The sequence below is a fragment of the Streptomyces sp. NEAU-YJ-81 genome, from assembly GCF_017592595.1.
Classification (GTDB): Bacteria; Actinomycetota; Actinomycetes; order Streptomycetales; family Streptomycetaceae; genus Streptomyces; species Streptomyces hygroscopicus_B.
In genome coordinates this window covers 309879-328976 of the sequence record NZ_JAGFNO010000006.1, presented here as the reverse complement: position 1 = coordinate 328976, position 19098 = coordinate 309879, and the positions used below count along the sequence as shown (strand labels likewise).

At 72.0% G+C, this 19098-nt stretch carries 19 protein-coding genes; 1 reads left to right on the top strand and 18 read right to left on the bottom strand.

Annotation, left to right across the window (positions count from 1 at the left end; genetic code table 11):
* Positions 1–37: 37 nt before the first annotated feature.
* From dprA to proS, 16 genes are all read right to left on the bottom strand, one after another.
* Complete coding sequence (dprA, locus tag J5X86_RS17615; protein WP_208517730.1) at positions 38–1441, bottom strand: DNA-processing protein DprA; 1404 nt, start codon at positions 1439–1441, stop codon at positions 38–40.
* On the bottom strand, positions 1441–3063 hold the full coding sequence (locus J5X86_RS17610; RefSeq protein ID WP_208517729.1) for a YifB family Mg chelatase-like AAA ATPase: 1623 nt from the start codon (positions 3061–3063) through the stop codon (positions 1441–1443). The genes dprA and J5X86_RS17610 overlap by 1 nt, the downstream gene beginning before the upstream one ends.
* Positions 3063–3422, bottom strand: coding sequence for a YraN family protein (locus J5X86_RS17605; protein ID WP_208517728.1), 360 nt, complete (start codon positions 3420–3422; stop codon positions 3063–3065). The genes J5X86_RS17610 and J5X86_RS17605 overlap by 1 nt, the downstream gene beginning before the upstream one ends.
* Before the next feature lie 93 nt (positions 3423–3515).
* Positions 3516–3824 carry a DUF2469 domain-containing protein gene (locus tag J5X86_RS17600; protein WP_004944840.1) on the bottom strand — a complete coding sequence of 103 codons (309 nt, stop codon included), beginning with the start codon at positions 3822–3824 and terminating at the stop codon, positions 3516–3518.
* A gap of 39 nt (positions 3825–3863) precedes the next feature.
* Positions 3864–4394 (bottom strand): NUDIX hydrolase, encoded by a 531-nt coding sequence (locus J5X86_RS17595; protein WP_208517727.1) that lies wholly within the window; start codon positions 4392–4394, stop codon positions 3864–3866.
* The gene (gene lepB / locus J5X86_RS17590) at positions 4387–5157 is read right to left on the bottom strand and encodes a signal peptidase I (protein ID WP_208517726.1); all 771 of its coding nucleotides are present in this window, start codon (positions 5155–5157) and stop codon (positions 4387–4389) included. The genes J5X86_RS17595 and lepB (J5X86_RS17590) overlap by 8 nt, the downstream gene beginning before the upstream one ends.
* Positions 5158–5253: 96 nt before the next feature.
* A complete protein-coding gene (gene lepB / locus J5X86_RS17585; protein WP_208517725.1) occupies positions 5254–6090 on the bottom strand; it encodes a signal peptidase I in 837 nt (278 codons plus the stop codon).
* 46 nt (positions 6091–6136) lie between these two features.
* Positions 6137–7327, bottom strand: coding sequence for a signal peptidase I (gene lepB, locus J5X86_RS17580; protein ID WP_208517724.1), 1191 nt, complete (start codon positions 7325–7327; stop codon positions 6137–6139).
* The gene (lepB, locus tag J5X86_RS17575) at positions 7320–8156 is read right to left on the bottom strand and encodes a signal peptidase I (RefSeq protein WP_208517723.1); all 837 of its coding nucleotides are present in this window, start codon (positions 8154–8156) and stop codon (positions 7320–7322) included. The genes lepB (J5X86_RS17580) and lepB (J5X86_RS17575) overlap by 8 nt, the downstream gene beginning before the upstream one ends.
* A gap of 72 nt (positions 8157–8228) precedes the next feature.
* Complete coding sequence (gene rplS, locus J5X86_RS17570) at positions 8229–8579, bottom strand: 50S ribosomal protein L19 (protein ID WP_014055193.1); 351 nt, start codon at positions 8577–8579, stop codon at positions 8229–8231.
* Positions 8580–8711: 132 nt separating this feature from the next.
* A complete protein-coding gene (gene trmD, locus J5X86_RS17565; protein WP_208517722.1) occupies positions 8712–9542 on the bottom strand; it encodes a tRNA (guanosine(37)-N1)-methyltransferase TrmD in 831 nt (276 codons plus the stop codon).
* The gene (gene rimM, locus J5X86_RS17560) at positions 9539–10186 is read right to left on the bottom strand and encodes a ribosome maturation factor RimM (RefSeq protein ID WP_208517721.1); all 648 of its coding nucleotides are present in this window, start codon (positions 10184–10186) and stop codon (positions 9539–9541) included. Before rimM ends, trmD begins: the two co-directional genes overlap by 4 nt.
* A gap of 81 nt (positions 10187–10267) precedes the next feature.
* Positions 10268–10507: an RNA-binding protein gene (locus J5X86_RS17555; protein WP_003980229.1), complete on the bottom strand. Its 240-nt coding sequence runs from the start codon at positions 10505–10507 to the stop codon at positions 10268–10270.
* A 2-nt stretch (positions 10508–10509) separates the two neighbouring features.
* Positions 10510–10953 carry a 30S ribosomal protein S16 gene (rpsP, locus tag J5X86_RS17550; protein WP_078643988.1) on the bottom strand — a complete coding sequence of 148 codons (444 nt, stop codon included), beginning with the start codon at positions 10951–10953 and terminating at the stop codon, positions 10510–10512.
* A 155-nt stretch (positions 10954–11108) separates the two neighbouring features.
* On the bottom strand, positions 11109–11702 hold the full coding sequence (locus tag J5X86_RS17545) for a hypothetical protein (RefSeq protein WP_014055189.1): 594 nt from the start codon (positions 11700–11702) through the stop codon (positions 11109–11111).
* Between the two features lie 159 nt (positions 11703–11861).
* On the bottom strand, positions 11862–13277 hold the full coding sequence (proS, locus tag J5X86_RS17540; RefSeq protein ID WP_208517720.1) for a proline--tRNA ligase: 1416 nt from the start codon (positions 13275–13277) through the stop codon (positions 11862–11864).
* A gap of 307 nt (positions 13278–13584) precedes the next feature.
* On the opposite strand from proS, the gene J5X86_RS17535 reads away from it, so the two are divergent.
* The gene (locus J5X86_RS17535; protein ID WP_208517719.1) at positions 13585–14493 is read left to right on the top strand and encodes a methyltransferase domain-containing protein; all 909 of its coding nucleotides are present in this window, start codon (positions 13585–13587) and stop codon (positions 14491–14493) included.
* Between the two features lie 94 nt (positions 14494–14587).
* On the opposite strand, the gene ffh is transcribed toward J5X86_RS17535, so the two are convergent.
* Together ffh and J5X86_RS17525 are read right to left on the bottom strand one after the other, a co-directional pair.
* On the bottom strand, positions 14588–16132 hold the full coding sequence (gene ffh, locus J5X86_RS17530; RefSeq protein ID WP_208517718.1) for a signal recognition particle protein: 1545 nt from the start codon (positions 16130–16132) through the stop codon (positions 14588–14590).
* A 333-nt stretch (positions 16133–16465) separates the two neighbouring features.
* Positions 16466–19054 (bottom strand): [protein-PII] uridylyltransferase, encoded by a 2589-nt coding sequence (locus J5X86_RS17525; RefSeq protein ID WP_208517717.1) that lies wholly within the window; start codon positions 19052–19054, stop codon positions 16466–16468.
* Positions 19055–19098: the final 44 nt, after the last annotated feature.

Below are 19098 nucleotides of genomic sequence, written 5' to 3'. Positions count from 1 at the left end.
ATGCGAAGGGCTTCGGCTCGGCGGTGTGCGGATACGGTCATCGCCTCAACCCTTTCACCCGATTGCCCCGATTCGGGGGATCGCCTCGCCGTGCGCCGTCGCCCGGGCTCACGGGACGGACCAACTCCCATCGATCGCCCTGACGTTCGACAAAGCCCAGGGCGAGCAGTTCATGGAGCCGGCCCAGGGCCTCGTCGCAGCCGGTCCCGGATTCCCGGGCCACCTTCCGCAAGTCGTTGCCGCCTCGTGCCGACAACGCTTCCAGCACCCGTGCCGTCACGGGATCGAGCAGGTCCCGCTCGACCAGCGGACCCCGCCGCTCCGGGGCGAGGTCTCCGATGCCGCCGATGAGCTCGGCCACTTCGGCGGCATCGGTGACCAGGACCGCCTCACCGCGCAGCAGTTCATGCACCCCGGCGGACAGCCCGCTGGTCACCGGACCCGGCACCCCCATGGTGGACCGCCCGAGCTGTTGTGCCCGGCGCGCGGTGACCAGCGATCCGCTGCGGAACTGGGCCTCGACCACGACCGTGCCTCGGGTGAGCGCGGCGATGACCCGGTTGCGGAGCACGAATCTGGGGCGCGTCGGATGCGCACCGGGCGGCAACTCGGCCAGTACCAGGCCCTGTTCCGCGATGCGCTCGATCAACTCGGTATGCCCTCGCGGATAGGGGACGTCCACACCGGAGGCGAGCACCGCGATGGTGGCCCCGCCCGCGGCGAGCGCCCCTCGGTGAGCCGCGCCGTCCACGCCGTGGGCCGCACCGGAGACGACCACCCATCCCCGCTCGGCCAGCCCGGCGCCGAGCGTCGCCGCGACATGCGCGCCGTAGTCACTGCAGGCCCGCGCTCCCACCACAGCGACCGAGCGCAGCGCCCACATCCGCAAGCCGGCCGGGCCGCGCACCCATAACCCGACCGGGCGAGCGTCCCCGAGATCGTCGAGCTGACCGGGCCAGTCCAGATCCCCGGGGCAGATGAACCGCCCTCCGCGCCGGTCGATCAGCGCGAGGTCGGCGGCCGGGTCCAGCCCGGCCGCCCGCAGCGCGCATCCGGCCAGCCGGTCCCCGGTCGCCCCGGGCGGGGGCTTGCCCTTCCCGGTGAGCGCCCGCCACAGCGCCACCGGCCCCATGCGACGCAGCCAGCGCCCCACCGTCTGGTCCCCGGGCTCCACGAGTCGGGTGAGCGCCGCCCGCGCCAGCCGCTCCTCGTCCGGAACACCCCGTCGCTCGGGGAGCCCCTGCGCCCCGTCCGGGGCACCGTGCCCCGCGTCCACGGCCACGTGCTCTTCGCCCGAGACGCCGTGCCCCGCGTCCGGGACGCCCTGCCCTCCCTCGTCCAGGGCTCTCCGCGCCTCATCCGGGGCGCCCTGCGCCTGCCAGGGCTCGGAGAACAGGGCGGGGACGGCGGCGCCGCGGTCACCCGCCGAAGGAGCGGACATCAGCACTCCCCCGCCGCGACCGGCACCCCGCGGCTGACCCCGGTGCGTAACTGAAGCGCCTGGGCGATGTCCGGCGCCGCGGGCCGGTCGTGCCCGGCCAGGTCGGCGACGGTCCAGGCGACCCTCAGCACCCGGTCGAGCCCTCGCGCGGTGAGCAGCCCGCGCTCCATATCGCGCTCGGCCTCGCGCAGCGCACCGGGGAACGGCTGCCAGCGGGTGCGCAGCTCATGGCCCGGCACCTCGCTGTTCAGCCGCCAGGGGGTGTCCTGGAGGCGGGCGGCGGCCCGCTCCCGTGCCTCCCGGACCCGGGCCGCGACGGACGCGCTGTCCTCCGCCCTGGCACGCGCCCCGGTGAGCTCGGCCCGGCTCACCGCTTCGACATGGACACGCAGGTCCACCCGGTCCAGCAGCGGCCCCGACAGCCTCGCCTGGTAGCGGCGGACCGTGGTGGGCGAGCACTCGCAGACATCGCCCACCAGCCCATAGCGCCCGCAGGGGCAGGGGTTGGCGGCCAGCATCAGCAGGAAACGCGCCGGCATCCGCATCATCCCGCCGGACCGGGCCACCACCACATGTCCCGACTCCAGGGGCTGGCGCAGGGCGTCCAGCGCCTTCCCGCTGAACTCGGGAGCCTCGTCCAGAAAGAGCACTCCGCGGTGGGCGAGCGAGACCGCGCCGGGTCTGGGCAGGCCGTTTCCCCCGCCGACGAGCGCGGCCATGGTGGCCGAGTGATGCGGGGCGCAGTACGGCGGGCTCTCCACCAGCGGCTGGCCCGGCGGGAGGACCCCGGCGACCGAATGGACCGCGGTGACTTCCAGGGCCTCCTGCTGGGTGAGCGGCGGCAGCAGCCCCGGCAGCCGCTCGGCCAGCATGGTCTTCCCGGCGCCCGGAGGCCCGCTGAGGAAGAGGTGGTGCCCACCCGCGGCCGCGACCTCCAGGGCGGTGCGCGCGGCCCGCTGCCCGGCGACCTCGGCCATATCGGGCCGCCCCGCGCCGGTCCCGGGCGCGGCGGCGACACCGGTGCCCATACCGGCGCCGGGCACGGTGAGCCCCGCCAGCATCGGATCGGGGCGGCCCAGCTCCTGCGTCTCCTCCTCCTCGGGCACCGGCTCGTCCGTCAGCACCGCGATCAACTGGCGCAGGCTCCGCACGCCCAGCACCGAGACGCCCGGCACCAGGGCCGCCTCCGCCGCCGTCTGCTCGGGAACCACGACCTGGCGGTACCCCGCCTCGGAGGCGGCGAGCACGGCGGGCAGCACCCCGCGGACCGGCCGGACCCGGCCGTCCAGGCCCAGCTCCCCGATCATCATCAGATCGGCGATCTCACGCGGATCCACACGCTCGGCCGCGCCGAGCACCGCACAGGCCACGGCCAGGTCGAAGCCGCTGCCGCCCTTGGGGACGGATGCCGGGCTGAGCCCGACCGTGAGCTTCTTCTGCGGCCATTCGCAGCCGGAATTGACGACGGCCGCGCGGACCCGGTCCCGGCTCTCCACCAGGCTCTTGTCGGGCAGCCCGACGAGCGTGAAGGCGGCCAATCCCGGCTCAAGATCGGCCTGGACCTCGACCACGACGCCCTCAACTCCGACCAGCGCCACCGAGCAGGTGCGGGCGAACCCCATCAGGCCACCCCTCGCACATGCTCGACCACGGGCGCGCCCCGGCGGGGCAGCACCACCGCCACCACGTCGATCCGCACTCCGCCCGGCGGCGGGCCGCCGTGCCGCTCCAGCCAGCACTCCGCCAGCCGCCGCAGCCGCTCGGTCTTGCCCGGTCCGACGGCCGCCATCGGATGCTCGTAGCCACCCTCGCGGCGCGTCTTGACCTCACACACCACCAGCGCACCGGCATCGAGCGCGACGATGTCGATCTCGCCGTCCCGGCACCGCCAATTGCGCTCCAGGACGGTCATCCCGGCTTCCGCCAGTCTGCGGACCGCCACATCCTCGCCGTAGCGGCCCAGCGCTCCTCGGGCGTTCATTCGGCACCACCTCCGGCACCGACTGTGACGCCCCCGCGCCCCGCTCAGGGATCTTGGAGAATTCCTGTGGACGGACGCCCGGCTGTGGACAACTCAGCCACTCGGAAGGTCGAGGTCGCTCTTGTTCAGCTCCTCGATATTCACGTCCTTGAACGTGAGAACCCGTACCTGCTTCACGAAACGGGCCGGGCGGTACATGTCCCAGACCCAGGCGTCGGCCATCGACACCTCGAAAAAGACCTCACCCTGGACCGAGTGCACCTGCATCTCGTAGTCGTTGGTGAGATAGAAGCGGCGTTCGGTCTCGATCACATATTTGAACAGACCGACGACATCGCGGTACTCCCGGTAGAGCTTCAGCTCCATCTCGGTCTCGTACTTCTCGAGGTCCTCGGCGCTCATGGCATGTTCCCCTTCAGCCGTGCGTCCCCCCATTGTGCGTCAGACGCGCTCAGTCTCCAGGATCACCGGTGCACCCGGGGGTCCCTCGACGAGCAGCGTACGCAACAGCTCCGCCAGCCGTGTCGGGTACACCGGCTCGGTGGCCGTGGCCAGCTCATCGGCCGTCCACCACCGCAGCCCGGCCACACTGCGCCGCTCCAGGTCCGTCAGCCCGCCGCCGGCCCGCGCCGTGGTCTGTTGGGTACGACACAGGTAGTACCACTCGTCCTGGTCCCAGCGCCGCCCGGCGAATGGGAAGGAGCAGATCCGCTGCCACAACAGCGGGCCGAGGCGCACATCGGTGATCCCGGTCTCCTCCGCGAGCTCCCTGAGCGCCGCCTGCTCCCGGCTCTCCTCGCCCTCCAGGCCGCCTCCCGGGGTGAACCACCACGTCGACGAGGGATCGTCCGGTTCGAAGCCGTGCAGCAGCAGGATGCGGTCCTGCGGATCCAGCAGCACCACCCGTGCGACCTTCCGCAGCCGCCGCTCGTCCGCGTCGGTCGGCCCGGCTCCGCCGGCCCCCTCAGCCACGCGCGGCCACCTTTCCCTTCGCCGCCTGGTCCCGCCGTGCGCCGCCGCCCGCCCTGCGCCGGACGACGGGCCCGTAGGCCGCTCCCGCCAGGATCAGCACGGCGCCGGTGACGACCGCGATCAGGATCGGCCCCAGCGGCCCCGGCTGCGAGATCCCGCCCGGCAGCGCCTTGAAGGCGTCGGGCCGCCCCACGGTCCCCCAGGCCCCCAGCGGCCAGGCCGTGGCGTCCACCCGGGCGTCCACCGCGCCCCGCTCCACGGCGCCGCCCGCCTCGTCGGTGAGATGCACCCGTGAGTCGAGGGAGTCGCTGCGGTGGTCGCCCATCAGAAACAGCCGGTCCTTGGGCACGGTGGTGGAGAAGACCGTCGAGGACGCCTGCTCCCCCGAGCGCAGATACGGTTCCTCGAAGACCTTGCCGTTGACCCGCAGCCGACCCTGCTTGTCACAGCACTCGATCCGGTCGCCGCCGACCCCGATGACCCGCTTCACCATGGGCAGATCGCCCCACACCTGGTCGCGGAAGACCACCACATCGCCGCGGCGCACCTCGCCGCCGTCGACCCGCTGCGCCAGCACCCGGGCGCCCTTGGCGATCGTCGGCGCCATGGAGTCGGTCGGGACGGTGTACGGCTTGTAGAGCACCGCGCCCCAGACGAAACCTCCGAGGAACAGCACACACCCGAGGGCCACCGCCACCCCGGACAGCACGCTGCCCGGCGTGCGCCGCGGTGTGCCGCCCCCGCCCCCTTGGGCTCCGCTCATTCCAGTGCTCCCGCCGTACGCAACAGACGTAGAAGATCAGGTTCCGTGTGCCCTGGGGCACACGGGACCGCACCTTACCCGGCGGTACGAGCTCCGTCAGCAGTCGGCGGTCAGCCGATCCGGCCGGACCTCGGCCTCGGCCCGGACCTTGGCGATCAGCCTGCGGCGGCGCCACAGCACGATCGGCAGCGCACCCGCGAGCCCCACGGCCGAAGGGGCCATCGCGGCGGCCGCGCCCAGACCCGGCTGGTCGAAGGTGCTCGGCACCGGCAGGGTGGACCAGCGGTCGATCGGCCAGGCGACGACGAACGCGCGCCCGACGACATCGTCCACCGAGACCGTGCCGTTGTTCAGGTTCTGGTGGTAGCGGGAGTCCAGCGAGTCCTGGCGGTGGTCGCCCATCACCCAGATCCGGCCCTCGGGCACCTTGATCGGGCCGAACGGCTTCTCGTCACAGGGGGTGTTCCCGGGGAAGATGTACGGCTCGTCCAGCGGCTTGCCGTTGACCACGACCTTGCCGCCGCGCTTGCAGGAGACGGTGTCCCCGCCGACCGCGATGACCCGCTTGATCAGGTCCTTCTCCTCCGCCGAAGGCATCAGCCCGATAAAGCTGAGCGCCTTCTGGATGCCCTCGGCGACCGGGCCGGAGTCACTCGTCTGCGTCTCGCCGAGCCAGCCGCCCGGGTCATGGAAGACGACCACCTCGCCGCGCTCCGGCTCGGAGCCGAACCACGGGGTGAGCTTGTCCACCAGCACCCGGTCGCCCCGCTGCAGGGTGTTCTGCATGGAGTCGGACGGGATGGAGAACGCCTGCACCAGGAAGGTCTTGATCAGCAGCGCCAGAGCCAGCGCGATGATGACCAGGATCGGCAGCTCCTTCCAGAAGGAGCGCACCTTCTTCGGCTTCCCGAGCTTCCCGGGCCCGCCGGGCATCCCGGGGCCCGGCTCCGCCGGTGCCCCGTCCTCGGACCCGGACGGGTCAGTGGCGCCGGGTCCGTCCGGGGGGCCGGAGGGATCCTGCCCGCCATCGGCTCCGTGTGGGTCGGACGCCCTGGGGCGGCCAGCCGCCTTGTCCGTGGGTGCACCGGCTTCGGGCGCCTCGTCCGTCCCGTCCGTGGGGTGCTCTCCCGTCGTCCCGGGCTGCCTCTCGGGCTCTTCGTGACCGGATCGTGCGCCGACCGCCAAATCCCCCACATCCACTCCTCACGCCTGACTGCCGCCTGCCCCACGAACGGCGCAGGATCACCACTCCCATAACGAGCGGGAGTTCCGCAGGGGTCGGGAGCTGGACCATTCCTTGCTGATCCATGGGGGACAGCCTATGCGCCGCGCCCTGGGCCTGTGTCGCCCCATTCGGCGCGTCCTTGACGGAAGCGTAGGTGTCCGGCTCCTCGAGCCGCCGCATATGCCCGAACGGCCATGCGATCACCACAGCGCGGCCGACCACCATGTTGTCCGGGACCGTGCCCTGATACGGCTCGTCGAGATGGACACGGGAGTCCGCCGAGTTGGACCGGTGATCGCCCATGACGAACATCCGCCCCTGAGGGACGGTCACCTTGAACTGCCGCTGCGACGGCGGGTTCCCGGGATGCAGATACGGCTCGTTCAGCGGGGTCCCGTTGACGGTGACCTTACCGTTCGTATCGCAGCACGCCACCGTGTCGCCGCCCACCGCGACCACCCGCTTGATCAGGTCCTGCTCGTCGGAGGACGGCAGCAGGCCGATGAAGGTCAGGAACTCCTTGCCCTGCTTGATGACCGGCGGGTCGTCCTTGGGGGGCTTGCGCTCGTCCTCCAGCCAGCCCCCGGGGTCCTTGAACACCACCACATCGCCGCGCTCCGGCTTCGAGCCGAACCACGGGGTGAACTTGTCCACCAGCACCCGGTCGCCGATCCGGATGGTCTGCTCCATCGAACCGGACGGAATGACGAACGCCTGCACCAGGAAGGTCTTCAGGACGAGCGCGATCACCAGCGCCACGCCCACCAGGATCGGTATCTCCTTGACGGCCGAACGGCGCCGCCTGCGCTTGATACGGCGCTGGATCCTGCGCCGCTCCGCGCGCCCGCCCACCCGGCGCTCGCCCGGCGCACGGGCGGCGTCCACACCGGCGGGCGGACCCGCCACCCGGCGCGCCTTGGCACGAGGCCGCCCGCGGCTACCCATGGGCACCACCGGGGGCATCGGAGGGTATGGCGCCGGGCGCCGCGGGCACGCCCGCGAAGGCGTCCGTACGAGGCACACCGGCCCAGCGGCCGAACGGCCAGGCGATCCATGCGGCGCGGCCGATCACCTTGTCGACGGGGACCGTGCCCCCGCCCGGCGCGCCCAGATAGTCGCGTGAGTCCCGGGAGGCGTCGCGGTGGTCGCCCATGACCCACAGCCGCCCCTCGGGCACGACGATGTCGAAGGGCACCCGCGAGGGGCTGTCCCCGGGGTGCAGATAGTGCTCGTCCACCGGCCGGCCGTTCACCTCGATCCTCCCCCGCTTGTCGCAGCAGGTGACCCGGTCACCACCGATGCCCACCACGCGCTTGACGTAGTCGGACTCGGCCGGTTCGGCCAGCCCGACCGCCACGGCAGCCTTGCGCAGCAGACCGGTCACCGGGTTTCCGGACGGCTCCTCCTCGCCGAAGGAACCGGCTCCGTCGAACACGACAACGTCGCCGCGGCGCGGATCGTCCCCGAAACGGTAGGCGAGCTTGTTCACCAGTACCCGGTCCCCGGGACGGAGGGTGTTCTCCATCGAACCGCTGGGGATCAGGAACGGCTGCAGCACAAAGCCGCTCACCAGCAGCACGAGCGCGGCGCAGGCCGCCGCGAGCAGCGCCCCGCGCCGCCATCGCCCGCCGCCGGTCAGCCATTGCGGCAGCCGCCCGGCGGACGAGGGCTCCGCGGCCCGCGCCGGAGCACGCGAAGAGCGCGACCGCCCCTCGCGCTCCTTCTCGGAGCCCGGAGAGCGGTCGCGCTCCGCGAGCTGTCCTTCGGTGTTCATCGGGCCAGAGCCTATCCGGCCCGGCCGGATGATCCGGCGGTAGCTCAGTAGTCGCGCAAAATCGCCGCGATCTCAGTTGTCGCGCTTCTCCTTGATCTTGGCGGCCTTGCCGCGGAGGTCGCGCAGGTAGTACAGCTTCGCCCGGCGCACATCACCGCGGGTGACGACCTCGATCTTCTCGACGATCGGGGTGTGCACCGGGAAGGTGCGCTCCACGCCGACGCTGAAGCTCACCTTGCGGACGGTGAAGGTCTCGCGGACACCGGAGCCCTGGCGGCGGATGACGACGCCCTTGAACTGCTGGACACGGGAGCGGTTGCCCTCGATGACGCGGACGTGGACGTTGACCGTGTCGCCGGGGCGGAAGGTCGGGATGTCGCTGCGCAGCGACGCGGAGTCGACGGTGTCGAGCAGGTGAGACATGATCGTCTGCTTTCCTCGCTGATGCCACAGGTCATCAGCGGCATATCGGATGATGATTCGGAGTACCGCCCTCATCGGGTGGGCGTCGGTCCCCCTGTGGCAGGGGCGCACACCCGGACGTACGGCAGCGGCCTATTCTTCCACGGCGCGGTCCGGCCGCCCAAATCGGGCCCCGCCGGTCCCGGGCAGCTCCTCCCAGCCCAGCTCGGCCAGGAGCGCGCGGTCGTGCTTGTCGAGCGTCGCCGGGTCGCAGCGCTCGATCAGATCGGGGCGGTTCTCGCTGGTACGGCGGAACGCCTCGTCCCGGCGCCAGCGGCCGACCCTGCCGTGGTGGCCGCTGATCAGCACCTCCGGGATGGAGCGGCCGCGCCACTCGGGGGGCTTGGTGTAGACGGGCCCCTCCAGGAGGTCGGCCATCGCGCCGGGGGCGAAGGAGTCGTCGCGATGCGATTCGGCGTTGCCCAGCACGCCCGGCAGCAGCCGGGCCACCGCCTCGGTGATCACCAGCACCGCGGCCTCGCCGCCGGCCAGCACGTAATCGCCGATCGAGACCTCGTGGACCTCGAGCCGCTCGCCGTACTCCTCGATCACCCGACGGTCGATGCCTTCGTAGCGGGCGGGCGTGAAGACCAGCCAGGGGCACTCGGCGAGCTCGACGGCGAGGGCCTGGGTGAACGGACGGCCGCTCGGGGTCGGCACGATCAGCGTGGGCTTGACCAGCCCCTCCGCCTCGCCCGACTCCATGATCGAGTCAAGCGCCTCACCCCAGGGCTCGGGTTTCATGACCATGCCGGGGCCGCCGCCGTACGGGGTGTCGTCGACCGTGTTGTGCCGGTCGTGCGTCCAGCCGCGCAGATCGTGGACCCGCACGTCGAGTTGGCCGCGGGCGCGTGCCTTGCCGACCAGCGAGACGTTCAGCGGCTCCAGGTACTCGGGGAAGATCGTGACGACGTCGAGCCTCATGACGACTCGTCCTCACGGCCGCTCGCGGTGTCGCCCTTACGGCTGCCGTCGGTCTCGCCCGTACGACTGTCGGCGGTCTCGTCCTTACGGCCACCCGCGGTCTCGTCCTTACGGCTGCCCGCGATCTCCGCCTCGGCCTCGTCGAGCAGGCCCGGCGGCGGGTCGATCACGGCGCGCTGCGCCTCCAGATCGATCTCCGGCACGAACTCGGAGACGAACGGGATCATCACCTCACCCCCGTCGGGGCGCTTCACGATCAGCAGGTCCTGGTACGGCAGATGGGAGATCTCGGAGATCCTCCCGACCTCGGTGCCGTCCACGGTGACCACATCGATGTCGATCAGCTGATGGTCGTAGAACTCCTCGGGATCCTCGGGGAGTTCCTCGGGGTCGACCTCCGCGATCAGCAGGATGTTGCGCAGCGCCTCCGCGGCGCTGCGGTCGCGTACGCCCTCGAAGCGCAGCAGCAGCCGGCCGCTGTGCACCCGGCCGGACTCGATGGTCAGCGGCCCGGCCGAGGCGGGCTCGGTGGTCAGCACGGCACCCGGGCCGAGCCGCAGCTCCGGCTCGTCCGTCCGCACCTCGACGGTGACCTCGCCCTTGATGCCATGGGCACGGCCGATCCGCGCGACAACCAACTGCACGATGCGATGTCCCTTCACACACACGGGCCGGGGACGGCCCAAAGCCCTCCCCGGCCCGTGCCGGTGCTCTTTTTGATCGCCTCAGCGGACCTGATCGACGTCGACGAGGTCGACGCGGATCCCGCGGCCGCCGATGGCGCCCACGACGGTGCGCAGGGCGCGTGCGGTGCGGCCGTTGCGGCCGATCACCTTGCCGAGGTCATCGGGGTGCACCCGGACCTCCAGCACACGCCCACGCCGCAGGGTGCGCGAGGCCACCTGCACGTCGTCGGGGTTGTCGACGATGCCCTTCACCAGGTGCTCGAGGGCTTCCTCGAGCATCCTCAGGCCTCAGTCGACGCGGTGGACTCAGCGGAGTCAGCCGCCTCGTCCGACTTCTTCTCGGCCTTCTTCGCCTTCTGGGTGATCGCCTCACCCTTCGGCTCGTCTCCGGCGTCCTTGGCGGCCGCCTCGAACAGGGCGCGCTTGTCGGCCTTCGGCTCGGCGACCTTCATCGGAGCCGGGGCGGGCAGACCCTTGAACTGCTGCCAGTCGCCGGTGACCTTCAGGATGGCCAGCACGGGCTCGGTCGGCTGCGCGCCGACCTTCAGCCAGTGCTGCACACGCTCCGAGTCGACCTCGATGCGCGACGGGTTCTGCACCGGGTGGTACAGGCCGATCTCCTCGATCGCCCGGCCGTCACGGCGGGTGCGGGAGTCGGCGACGACGATGCGGTAGTGAGGCGAACGGATCTTGCCCAGACGCTTCAGCTTGATCTTGACTGCCACGGAAGTGGTGTCTCCTGGTCTTGACGTGGTTGAGCACTGCGACGTGCCGCGTGGGGTTGCGGTACCCGAGTGCCCGATGGACGCGTCAGCCGGAGGAGAGAGGGGTCCTGGTCGACTGTCGAGTACAGCAGACCATTCTGCCACACCGGGACAGGTCAGCCGACCGCGGCCACCGCCTCCGGAATGCGGAAGGGCTTACCGCATCCACCGCACATGATCGGCGCCTGGGCCAGCACCGACGGGACGACCCGGACATTGCGCCCGCAGTCGCACACCGCCTTGACCCGGACCCCGCCACCGGACGAGCCGTGACGCGCGGCGGGCCCGCGGAAGGTGCGGGAGGTCTCGGCGGTGGTCGCCACGGTGTGCGCCTTCAGCGCGCGCTGGAGGCGGTCGATCGTGGTCCGGTACCGCTTTCTCGCCTCGGGGCTGAGGGTGACCAGCGAGAAGCCGCTGCTGGGATGCGGCTCCTCGGGGTGGTCGAGCCCCAGCTCCTCGGCGATCGCCAGGAACCGGCGGTTGTGGTAGCGGCCGGCGCGTGAGGTGTCACGGACACCGCGGGCGGCGGCGATCCCATGGACTGCCTCATGCAGCAGCCGTTCGAAGGAGAGCTCGGCGCCACATGCGGACGACGACTCTCCGATCAGCGATTCGGGCGCGGCGAGATCTGGCAGCTCGGAGTGGTGCCGTTGAATGTCGGCCCACGCCTGCGCCAGCTCTGCGGCGAGAACAGGTGGTGTCGTGCTCACGTCGTGCTAACGAGCAGGACCGGTCCGGTGTTCCGATTCCGGGGCATCCCAAATAATTTGCACGTACCAGTCAGTTCACGGTGATGTACGACGACGAGGGGCGGGTGCGTAAATGTGTGGATGAGCCACGCACCGTGCATCAAGCCGGTACGTACCGCCTCAGTAGGCCCTCGCGACGATTGCGACGTTACCGGGAGCGTCGTCGGCGTCCGGCACCGCCCCGTCCTCGGTGACCAGACACCGGACGGACACGGATCGCTCGGCGAGCGCCGCCTCGCCCTCCGGCCCCAGGTCCGCCCACCGGATACGGGCCCAGCCACCCGCCGCCGCGGCCTCGGCGGCCTCCTCCATGGTCGCCACCTCCGTGGTGCGCGCCTTACGGCGCTCACGGGCCTGCCGCAGCAGCAGCGCCTGGTCCTCCTCCAGGACCTTGGGCAGCAGCTCCGGCAGCAGTTCGGCGCGCACCGGCTCCTTGCCGCCGGGGATCCGCCGGGCCACCATCGCGGTGCCGCCCTCCAGGTCGCGCGGGCCGACCTCGACCCGGACCGGCACGCCCTTGAGTTCCCAGTCGACCGCGCGCCGGCCGAAGGGGGTGTCCGTACGGTCGTCGACGTGGACCCGCACGCCCGCCGCGGAGAGCAGCTCGCCGATCTCGCGGACCTTGGCGAGCACCGCGTCGTCGCCCTTGATCGCCAGCACCACGACCTGGATCGAGGCCAGCCTCGGCGGAATCCGCAGGCCGTTGTCGTCGCCGTGCATCATCACCAGCGCGCCGACCATCCGGGTCGTGCTGCCCCAGGAGGTCTGCCAGACCAGCTCCTGCTCGCCGTCCTTGGACAGATAGCTGGTGTGGAAGGCCCGGGCGAAGTTCTGGCCGAGCTCATGGCTGGTGCCAAGCTGCAGCGCCTTGCCGTCGCCCATCATCCCTTCGAGGGTGAGGGTGTTGAGGGCGCCGGCGAACCGTTCCCGGGCGGTCTTGCGGCCCAGGACCACGTCCATCGCCAGGACGTCCTCCATGAACCGGGCGTAGACCTCGCGGTGGATCCGGGCGGCGAAGTCCCTGGCGTCCTCGTACGACGCGTGCGCGGTGTGCCCCTCCTGCCACAGGAACTCGGTCGTCCGCAGGAACAGCCGCGGCCGCAGCTCCCAACGCACCACATTGGCCCACTGGTTGATCAGCAGCGGCAGATCGCGGTAGCTCTGCACCCACTTGGAGAAGTACTCGTTGACGATCGTCTCGGAGGTGGGCCGGACGACGACCGGCTCCTCGAGCTCCTTACCGCCGCCATGGGTGACGACCGCGAGCTCCGGCGCGAACCCCTCGACGTGATCGGCTTCCTTGGCCAGATACGACTGCGGGATGAAGAGCGGGAAGTACGCGTTCTGGACGCCCACCGCCTTGATGCGGGCGTCCATGTCCTGCTGCATCCGCTCCCACAGCCCGTACCCGTACGGTCGGATCACCATGGTGCCGCGCACCGGGCCGTTGTCGGCCAGCTCGGCCTTGTTGATCACATCCTGGTACCAGCGGGGGAAGTCCTCCGCCCGCGGGGTGAGCACGGGAGTCTTGGCCATGGCGCCGATCGTACGGTGGTGAGGTACCGAACCGTGAATCAAGCAAAACGAGCCGATCATTGCCGGCCATCGCCCAACACCGGCCACCAGCCCGGCGGAGGTCAGGGGGCGGTTCGGGGAGCGAGGGGTACGCACAGGTGTACGGGGGCGCACAAAGGGGGCACGCAAGCACGGCCGTGAAACCTCTGGACGCGGGGACGGATGCGGAGTTCCCTGGCATTTGGGGGTGGGACGTCACAACGCACAACGGCGGATGTGACACCGAATCTGACGACGGCACTGCTCTTCGCTGATTGGGGCCCTTTCGATGACATCTACGCTCGTACAGCGGCACCGCCCGCACCCCTCCTCGTCGCGGACGACGGACGCCCACGCTCGCACCCGCGACTGGGCGGAGATCCAGGAGCGGATGCTGGTCCCGCTGTACGAGGCCGTGTACGAACGGCTGGACGTCGGCGCCGGGACCCGGCTGCTGGGCCTGGGCTGCGGCTCCGGGCTCGCCCTCCTCATGGCGGCCGCGCGCGGCGCCACGGTCTGCGGGGTGGACACGGACGAGCGGCGCCTGGACCTCGCCCGCCAGCGGCTGACGGCCGTGGGCGCGCCGGGCGGCCCGGCACTGCCCGCCCGGCTGGGCCTCGGCGGCCCGGAGAGCCCCTGCGTACGGGAGGCCGCGGCGGAGTCGGCCTTCACGGTGGTGACCGCCTTCGAGCCGCTGTCGGCCCTGGGCGGGATAAGCCCCGGGGCGGAGGTGTCCGTCGCGGCGTCCGCCCTCGCGGCCGCCACGGCGCACACCGAGCGCGGCGGGGCCGTGGTGCTCGCCGGATGGGGGCCGCCGGAGCGCTGCGCCACCTCCGGGGTACTGCGGGTGGGCGCCCGGCTCGCCGATCCGATGGGCTCCCCCGGCCACCACCGGGAGGCTGAGGCGCCCCCTGCCGCGCGCTGGTGGCCGCGCGGCCGCGACGACCTGGAGGAACTGACCGCGTCGGCCGGGCTGCGGCCCGACGGATCGGGCCGGGTGGCCTGCCCGTTCGGCTACGCCGACATGGACAGCGCGGTGCGCGGCCTGCTGTCGACGGGGCTGTTCGACGCGGCGGAGCGGGTCACGGATCCCATCCAGATCCGCAAGGAGATCGCCGAGGCGCTCCATCCGCATCAGCGCGCGGACGGCACGGTGTGGATGCCGAACGTCTTCCGCTATCTGATCTGCCGCCTCTGAACGGGGCCGTCACGTAAGGCCCCTGGAATCCGCCATGCGCGCAGGGGCCTTACGGTTCGTTCGTACGAGGACGCCCCGGGGGGCGCCGGGCGGCTCAGCCCATGAACTTCTTGAACTCGTCGGGGAGTTCGAAGTTCTGTCCGTCCTGTTCGCCACTGGGCAGCCCGAACGCGCCGCCCTGCTCGCGGCGCGCCGCGGCTTCCTGCTCCTGCTGAGCGCGCTTCAACGGATTTCCGCTGCGCTGCTTCCCCTTGGCCTTCTTCTGCTGCTTGCCCTTGCGCTTTCCGCCACCCACGCCCGGCATACCCGGCATCCCGGGCATCCCCGGCATGCCGCCCTGGGCCATCTTCGACATCATCTTGCGCGCGTCGAAGAACCGCTCCACCAGGTTCTTGACCGCGCTCACCTCGACGCCGGAACCGCGGGCGATACGGGCGCGGCGCGAGCCGTTGATGATCGTGGGGTCCTGGCGCTCGCCCGGGGTCATCGACTTGATGATGGCCGCGGTGCGGTCCACTTCCCGCTCGTCCAGGTTGTTGATCTGGTCCTTCATCTGGCCCATGCCCGGCAGCATGCCGAGCAGCTTGGAGATGGAGCCCATCTTGCGGACCTGCTCCATCTGCGCCAGGAAGTCGTCGAGCGTGAACTCCTTGGGGCCCTTCGCCAGCTTGGCCGCCATCTTCTCGGCCTCTTGCTGGCTGAAGGTCTGCTCGGCCTTCTCGATCAGGCTGAGCATGTCGCCCATGCCGAGGATGCGGGACGCCATGCGGTCCGGGTGGAACGCGTCGAAGTCGTCCAGCTTCTCGCCGTTGGAGGCGAACATGATCTGGCGGCCGGTGACATGCGCGATGGACAGCGCGGCACCGCCGCGCGCGTCGCCGTCCAGCTTGGAGAGCACCACACCGTCGAAGCCGACGCCGTCGCGGAACGCCTCCGCGGTGTTCACCGCGTCCTGGCCGATCATCGCGTCGACGACGAAGAGGACCTCGTCCGGGCGCACCGCGTCGCGGATGTCGGCGGCCTGCCGCATCAGCTCCTCGTCGATGCCGAGGCGGCCCGCGGTGTCGACGATCACGACGTCGTGCTGCTTGGTCCGGGCGAACTCGATCGAGTCCTGCGCCACCTTGACCGGGTCGCCGACGCCGTTGCCCGGCTCGGGGGCGAAGACGGCGACGCCGGCCCGCTCCGCGACCACCGAGAGCTGGTTGACGGCGTTGGGGCGCTGGAGGTCACAGGCGACGAGCAGCGGGGCGTGGCCCTGGCCCTTCAGCCAGCGGCCGAGCTTTCCGGCGAGCGTGGTCTTACCGGCACCCTGCAGACCGGCGAGCATGATCACGGTCGGCGGCTGCTTGGCGAAGCGGAGGCGCCGCGCCTCGCCGCCGAGGATGCCGATCAGCTCCTCGTTGACGATCTTGATGACCTGCTGGGCGGGGTTGAGCGCCTGGGAGACCTCGGCCCCGAGGCTCCGCTCCTTGACCTGCTTGATGAACGACCGGACGACGGGCAGCGCCACGTCGGCCTCGAGCAGGGCGATCCGGATCTCGCGTGCCGTGGCGTCGATGTCCGCCTCGCTGAGGCGTCCCTTGCCCCGGAGGTTCTTGAAAGTCGCTGCGAGGCGATCGGAGAGGGTATCGAACACGGTGGTCGCGAATCCTTCGGTCGGATGTCGGGTCGGTGGTCGGCCTCCAAGGGTATCCGCCCGTCGCGGGAACGGTCTGCCCCCGGGCGTGCGACGCCCGGACGGGGTGTCTTTCCCCACCCCGCCCCTTCCCGAACCGGGGCTGCGCCCCGGGCCCCGTTCCGGGGGCTCCGCCCCGGACCCCGCTCCTCAAGCGTCGGACGGGCTGGGAAGTGGCACCTCTCCGTCCCGGACCCGCTCCTCAAGCGTCGGAGAGGCTGGGAAAACGCCGGAGAGGCCAGGAAGCGGCACCTTGGCTGGGCGGCGGCGGACAGCCGCCCGGGGGTCCCCTGCTCAAGCGTCGGACGGGCTGGTCAGCGCTCGCTCGACCTTTTGGGCCACCTCGGCCGCGTGCATGGGCTTCAGGGGGGCGCCGGAGCTGTCCGTGACATAAAACGCATCCACGGCGTTGGCGCCGAGGGTGGAGGCATGGGCGCTGCGCACCGCGACCCCGGTGTCCTCCAGGGCACGGCCGATCCGGTGCAGCAGACCGGGGGCGTCCTGGGCGCGGACCTCGATCACCGTGGCGAGCTGGGAGCTGCCGGGTGCGACCGTCACCCGTGGTGGTGGGGCGTGCACCCCGCGGCGGCGTGGGTACTTGCGGTAGGCGGCCTCGCGCTCGGCTAGGCGGGCGACGATGTCGAGCGAGCCGTCCAGGGCGCGGAGCAGGTCGTTCCGCAGTCGGGCGGCCTGTGGCAGCGAACCGTACTCGGCCGCGACCCGCCAGCTCAGCAGCAACACCCCGGCCGCCGCGCCCGCCGCGTCCAGCTCCGACGGCAGTTCGAGGGCGCGCAGGTCCGCCGCACGCACCGTAAGGCGGTGCAGGGCCAGGACGCCGGCCGCCGTGGGAAGGACGCCGGGCTGGTCGGGGACGGCGATGAGCAGTTCCACGCCGATTGGCTCGGGGCCTGTGGTCCCCTCCTCCGGTGGCCCTTCGGCGGTGCCCGTTAGGCGGCCGTCCGCCTCGCCCGGTGCCAGCGCCTCGGAGCGTGCGTGCAGGGCCAGCACCGGTCCGCCGGTGCGCCATGCCTCGATCGCGAGGCGTTCCTGTTCGGCCGTCGTCTGCTGCGGGGTGGACCAGTCGTCGGCGGGTTCGCCCGCGAGCACCGCCGAGACCCGTTTGACCAGGTCGGCGACGAGGGAGCCGCGCCAGGCGCTCCAGGCCGCGGGGCCGGTGGCGAGCGCGTCGGCCTCGGTGAGGGCGTGCAGCAGTTCCAAAGTGGTGGCGCCGCCGACGGCCTCGGCGACCGAGCGCACCGTGGCCGGGTCGTCCAGGTCGCGCCGGGTGGCGGTCTCGACGAGCAGCAGATGGTGGCGTACGAGGGTGGCGAGGACCGCGACGTCCGCCCGGTCGAAGCCGATGCGGGCGGCGACGTCGCGGGCGATGGTCTCCCCGGCCACCGAGTGGTCGCCGGGCCAGCCCTTGCCGATGTCGTGCAGCAGCGCGGCGACCAGCAGCAGATCGGGGCGGCCGACCCGGCGGCTGAGCGCGCTGGCCCGGACCGCGGTCTCGACCAGATGCCGGTCCACGGTCCAGCGGTGGACGGCGTTGCGCTGCGGACGGCAGCGCACCCGCTCCCAGTCCGGCAGCAGCCGGGTGATCAGCCCCTCGGCCTCCAGTGCCTCCCACACGCCGACGGTGGACTCGCCCGCGCCCAGCAGCGTGATCAGTTGCTCCCTGGCCTCGGGCGGCCACGGCACGGGCAGCGGCCGGGCGGCGGCGGACAGCCGTCTTACGGCGTGCGGCGACAGCGGAAGTCCGGCCTGGGCGGCGGCCGCGGCGGCCCGCAGGGTGAGCACGGGGTCACGGTCGGGGCGCGCGGTGCGGGCCAGCACCACCTCGCCGTCCTGTTCCACGACGCCCTCGGCGAGCGGGCTGCGCTCCCCCGTGTCCGCGCCGCCTCCGGCGCCCCCACGGCCGCCCGGGCGCCCGCCGAGGCCACCGAGCAGTCCGCGCAGCCGGGGCCGGGCGGCCGAGCGGGCGCGCAGCACCCGCTCGACCTCGCGCCAGGTGACATCGCTCGCGTAGGAGATGATCCGGGCGGATTCATAGATCTGGCGCAGCAGGGCGTCGGCGTCCAGCAGCCCGAGGGCGCCCGCGACCTGGTCCTGTTCCTGGAGCGCGAGGCGGTCGGCGGCGCGGCCGGTGGACAGATGGAGCGCGTCGCGGGCGTCCAGCAGCCGGCGCCGCGCGTCGTCGAGGCCCTCGCGGGGGGCGTCGGCGAGCCAGGAGGCGGCGATGGCGCGCAGCGCGGTGGCGTCGCGGAGCCCGCCGCGGGCCTCCTTCAGATCGGGTTCGAGCAGGAATTGCAGCTCACCGTGGCGCTCGGCGCGCTCCTGGCACAGCGCGTGGAGCTCGGGCAGCCGCCGCGGGGCCTGGGCGCGCCAGTCGGCGAGGACGGTGGTGCGCAGATCGGCGGTGAGCGCCTGGTCGCCCGCGATGTGGCGGGCGTCGAGCAGGCCGAGCTGGACCTTCAGCTCCTCGGCGGCGGTCGCGCGGGCCTCGTCGGGGGTGCGCACCGAGTGGTCGAGGGCGAGGCCCATGTCCCAGACCGGGTACCAGACCTGGTCGGCGAGCGCGGCGAGGGCCGAGCGGTCGGCGGAGCCGTCGTGCAGCAGCAGCACATCCAGGTCGCTGCGCGGGGAGAGTTCGCCGCGTCCGTAGCCGCCGACCGCCACCAGGGCGACGCCCTGGCCGATCCCGGCGGTCTGTGCCCCGCCGGTGAGCAGCGCGGCGAGCCACTGGTCGGTGAGTTCGGCCAGGGCGGAACGGCGCGGCGGCCCGGACCGCGACCCCTCCTGGAGGAGTCGCAGCCGGGCCGCCGCGTAGCCGCCGGGCCCCGAGTCGGTGGTGTCGGTCGTGGTCTCGAGGCTTTCCGTCAACTCGGCTCCCTGTCAGCGTGCGACTGGTTGTCCGGCTCGTGCCG

Bases quoted from the DNA above. Each gene is read 5' to 3' on its own strand.
- dprA (WP_208517730.1), bottom strand. From the start codon at position 1,441: ATGTCCGCTCCTTCGGCGGGTGACCGCGGCGCCGCCGTCCCCGCCCTG.
- J5X86_RS17610 (WP_208517729.1), bottom strand. From the start codon at position 3,063: ATGGGGTTCGCCCGCACCTGCTCGGTGGCGCTGGTCGGAGTTGAGGGC.
- J5X86_RS17605 (WP_208517728.1), bottom strand. From the start codon at position 3,422: ATGAACGCCCGAGGAGCGCTGGGCCGCTACGGCGAGGATGTGGCGGTC.
- J5X86_RS17600 (WP_004944840.1), bottom strand. From the start codon at position 3,824: ATGAGCGCCGAGGACCTCGAGAAGTACGAGACCGAGATGGAGCTGAAG.
- lepB (WP_208517726.1), bottom strand. From the start codon at position 5,157: ATGAGCGGAGCCCAAGGGGGCGGGGGCGGCACACCGCGGCGCACGCCG.
- lepB (WP_208517725.1), bottom strand. From the start codon at position 6,090: ATGCCCGGCGGGCCCGGGAAGCTCGGGAAGCCGAAGAAGGTGCGCTCC.
- lepB (WP_208517724.1), bottom strand. From the start codon at position 7,327: ATGGGTAGCCGCGGGCGGCCTCGTGCCAAGGCGCGCCGGGTGGCGGGT.
- lepB (WP_208517723.1), bottom strand. From the start codon at position 8,156: ATGAACACCGAAGGACAGCTCGCGGAGCGCGACCGCTCTCCGGGCTCC.
- rplS (WP_014055193.1), bottom strand. From the start codon at position 8,579: ATGTCTCACCTGCTCGACACCGTCGACTCCGCGTCGCTGCGCAGCGAC.
- trmD (WP_208517722.1), bottom strand. From the start codon at position 9,542: ATGAGGCTCGACGTCGTCACGATCTTCCCCGAGTACCTGGAGCCGCTG.
- J5X86_RS17555 (WP_003980229.1), bottom strand. From the start codon at position 10,507: ATGCTCGAGGAAGCCCTCGAGCACCTGGTGAAGGGCATCGTCGACAAC.
- proS (WP_208517720.1), bottom strand. From the start codon at position 13,277: ATGGCCAAGACTCCCGTGCTCACCCCGCGGGCGGAGGACTTCCCCCGC.
- J5X86_RS17535 (WP_208517719.1), top strand. From the start codon at position 13,585: ATGACATCTACGCTCGTACAGCGGCACCGCCCGCACCCCTCCTCGTCG.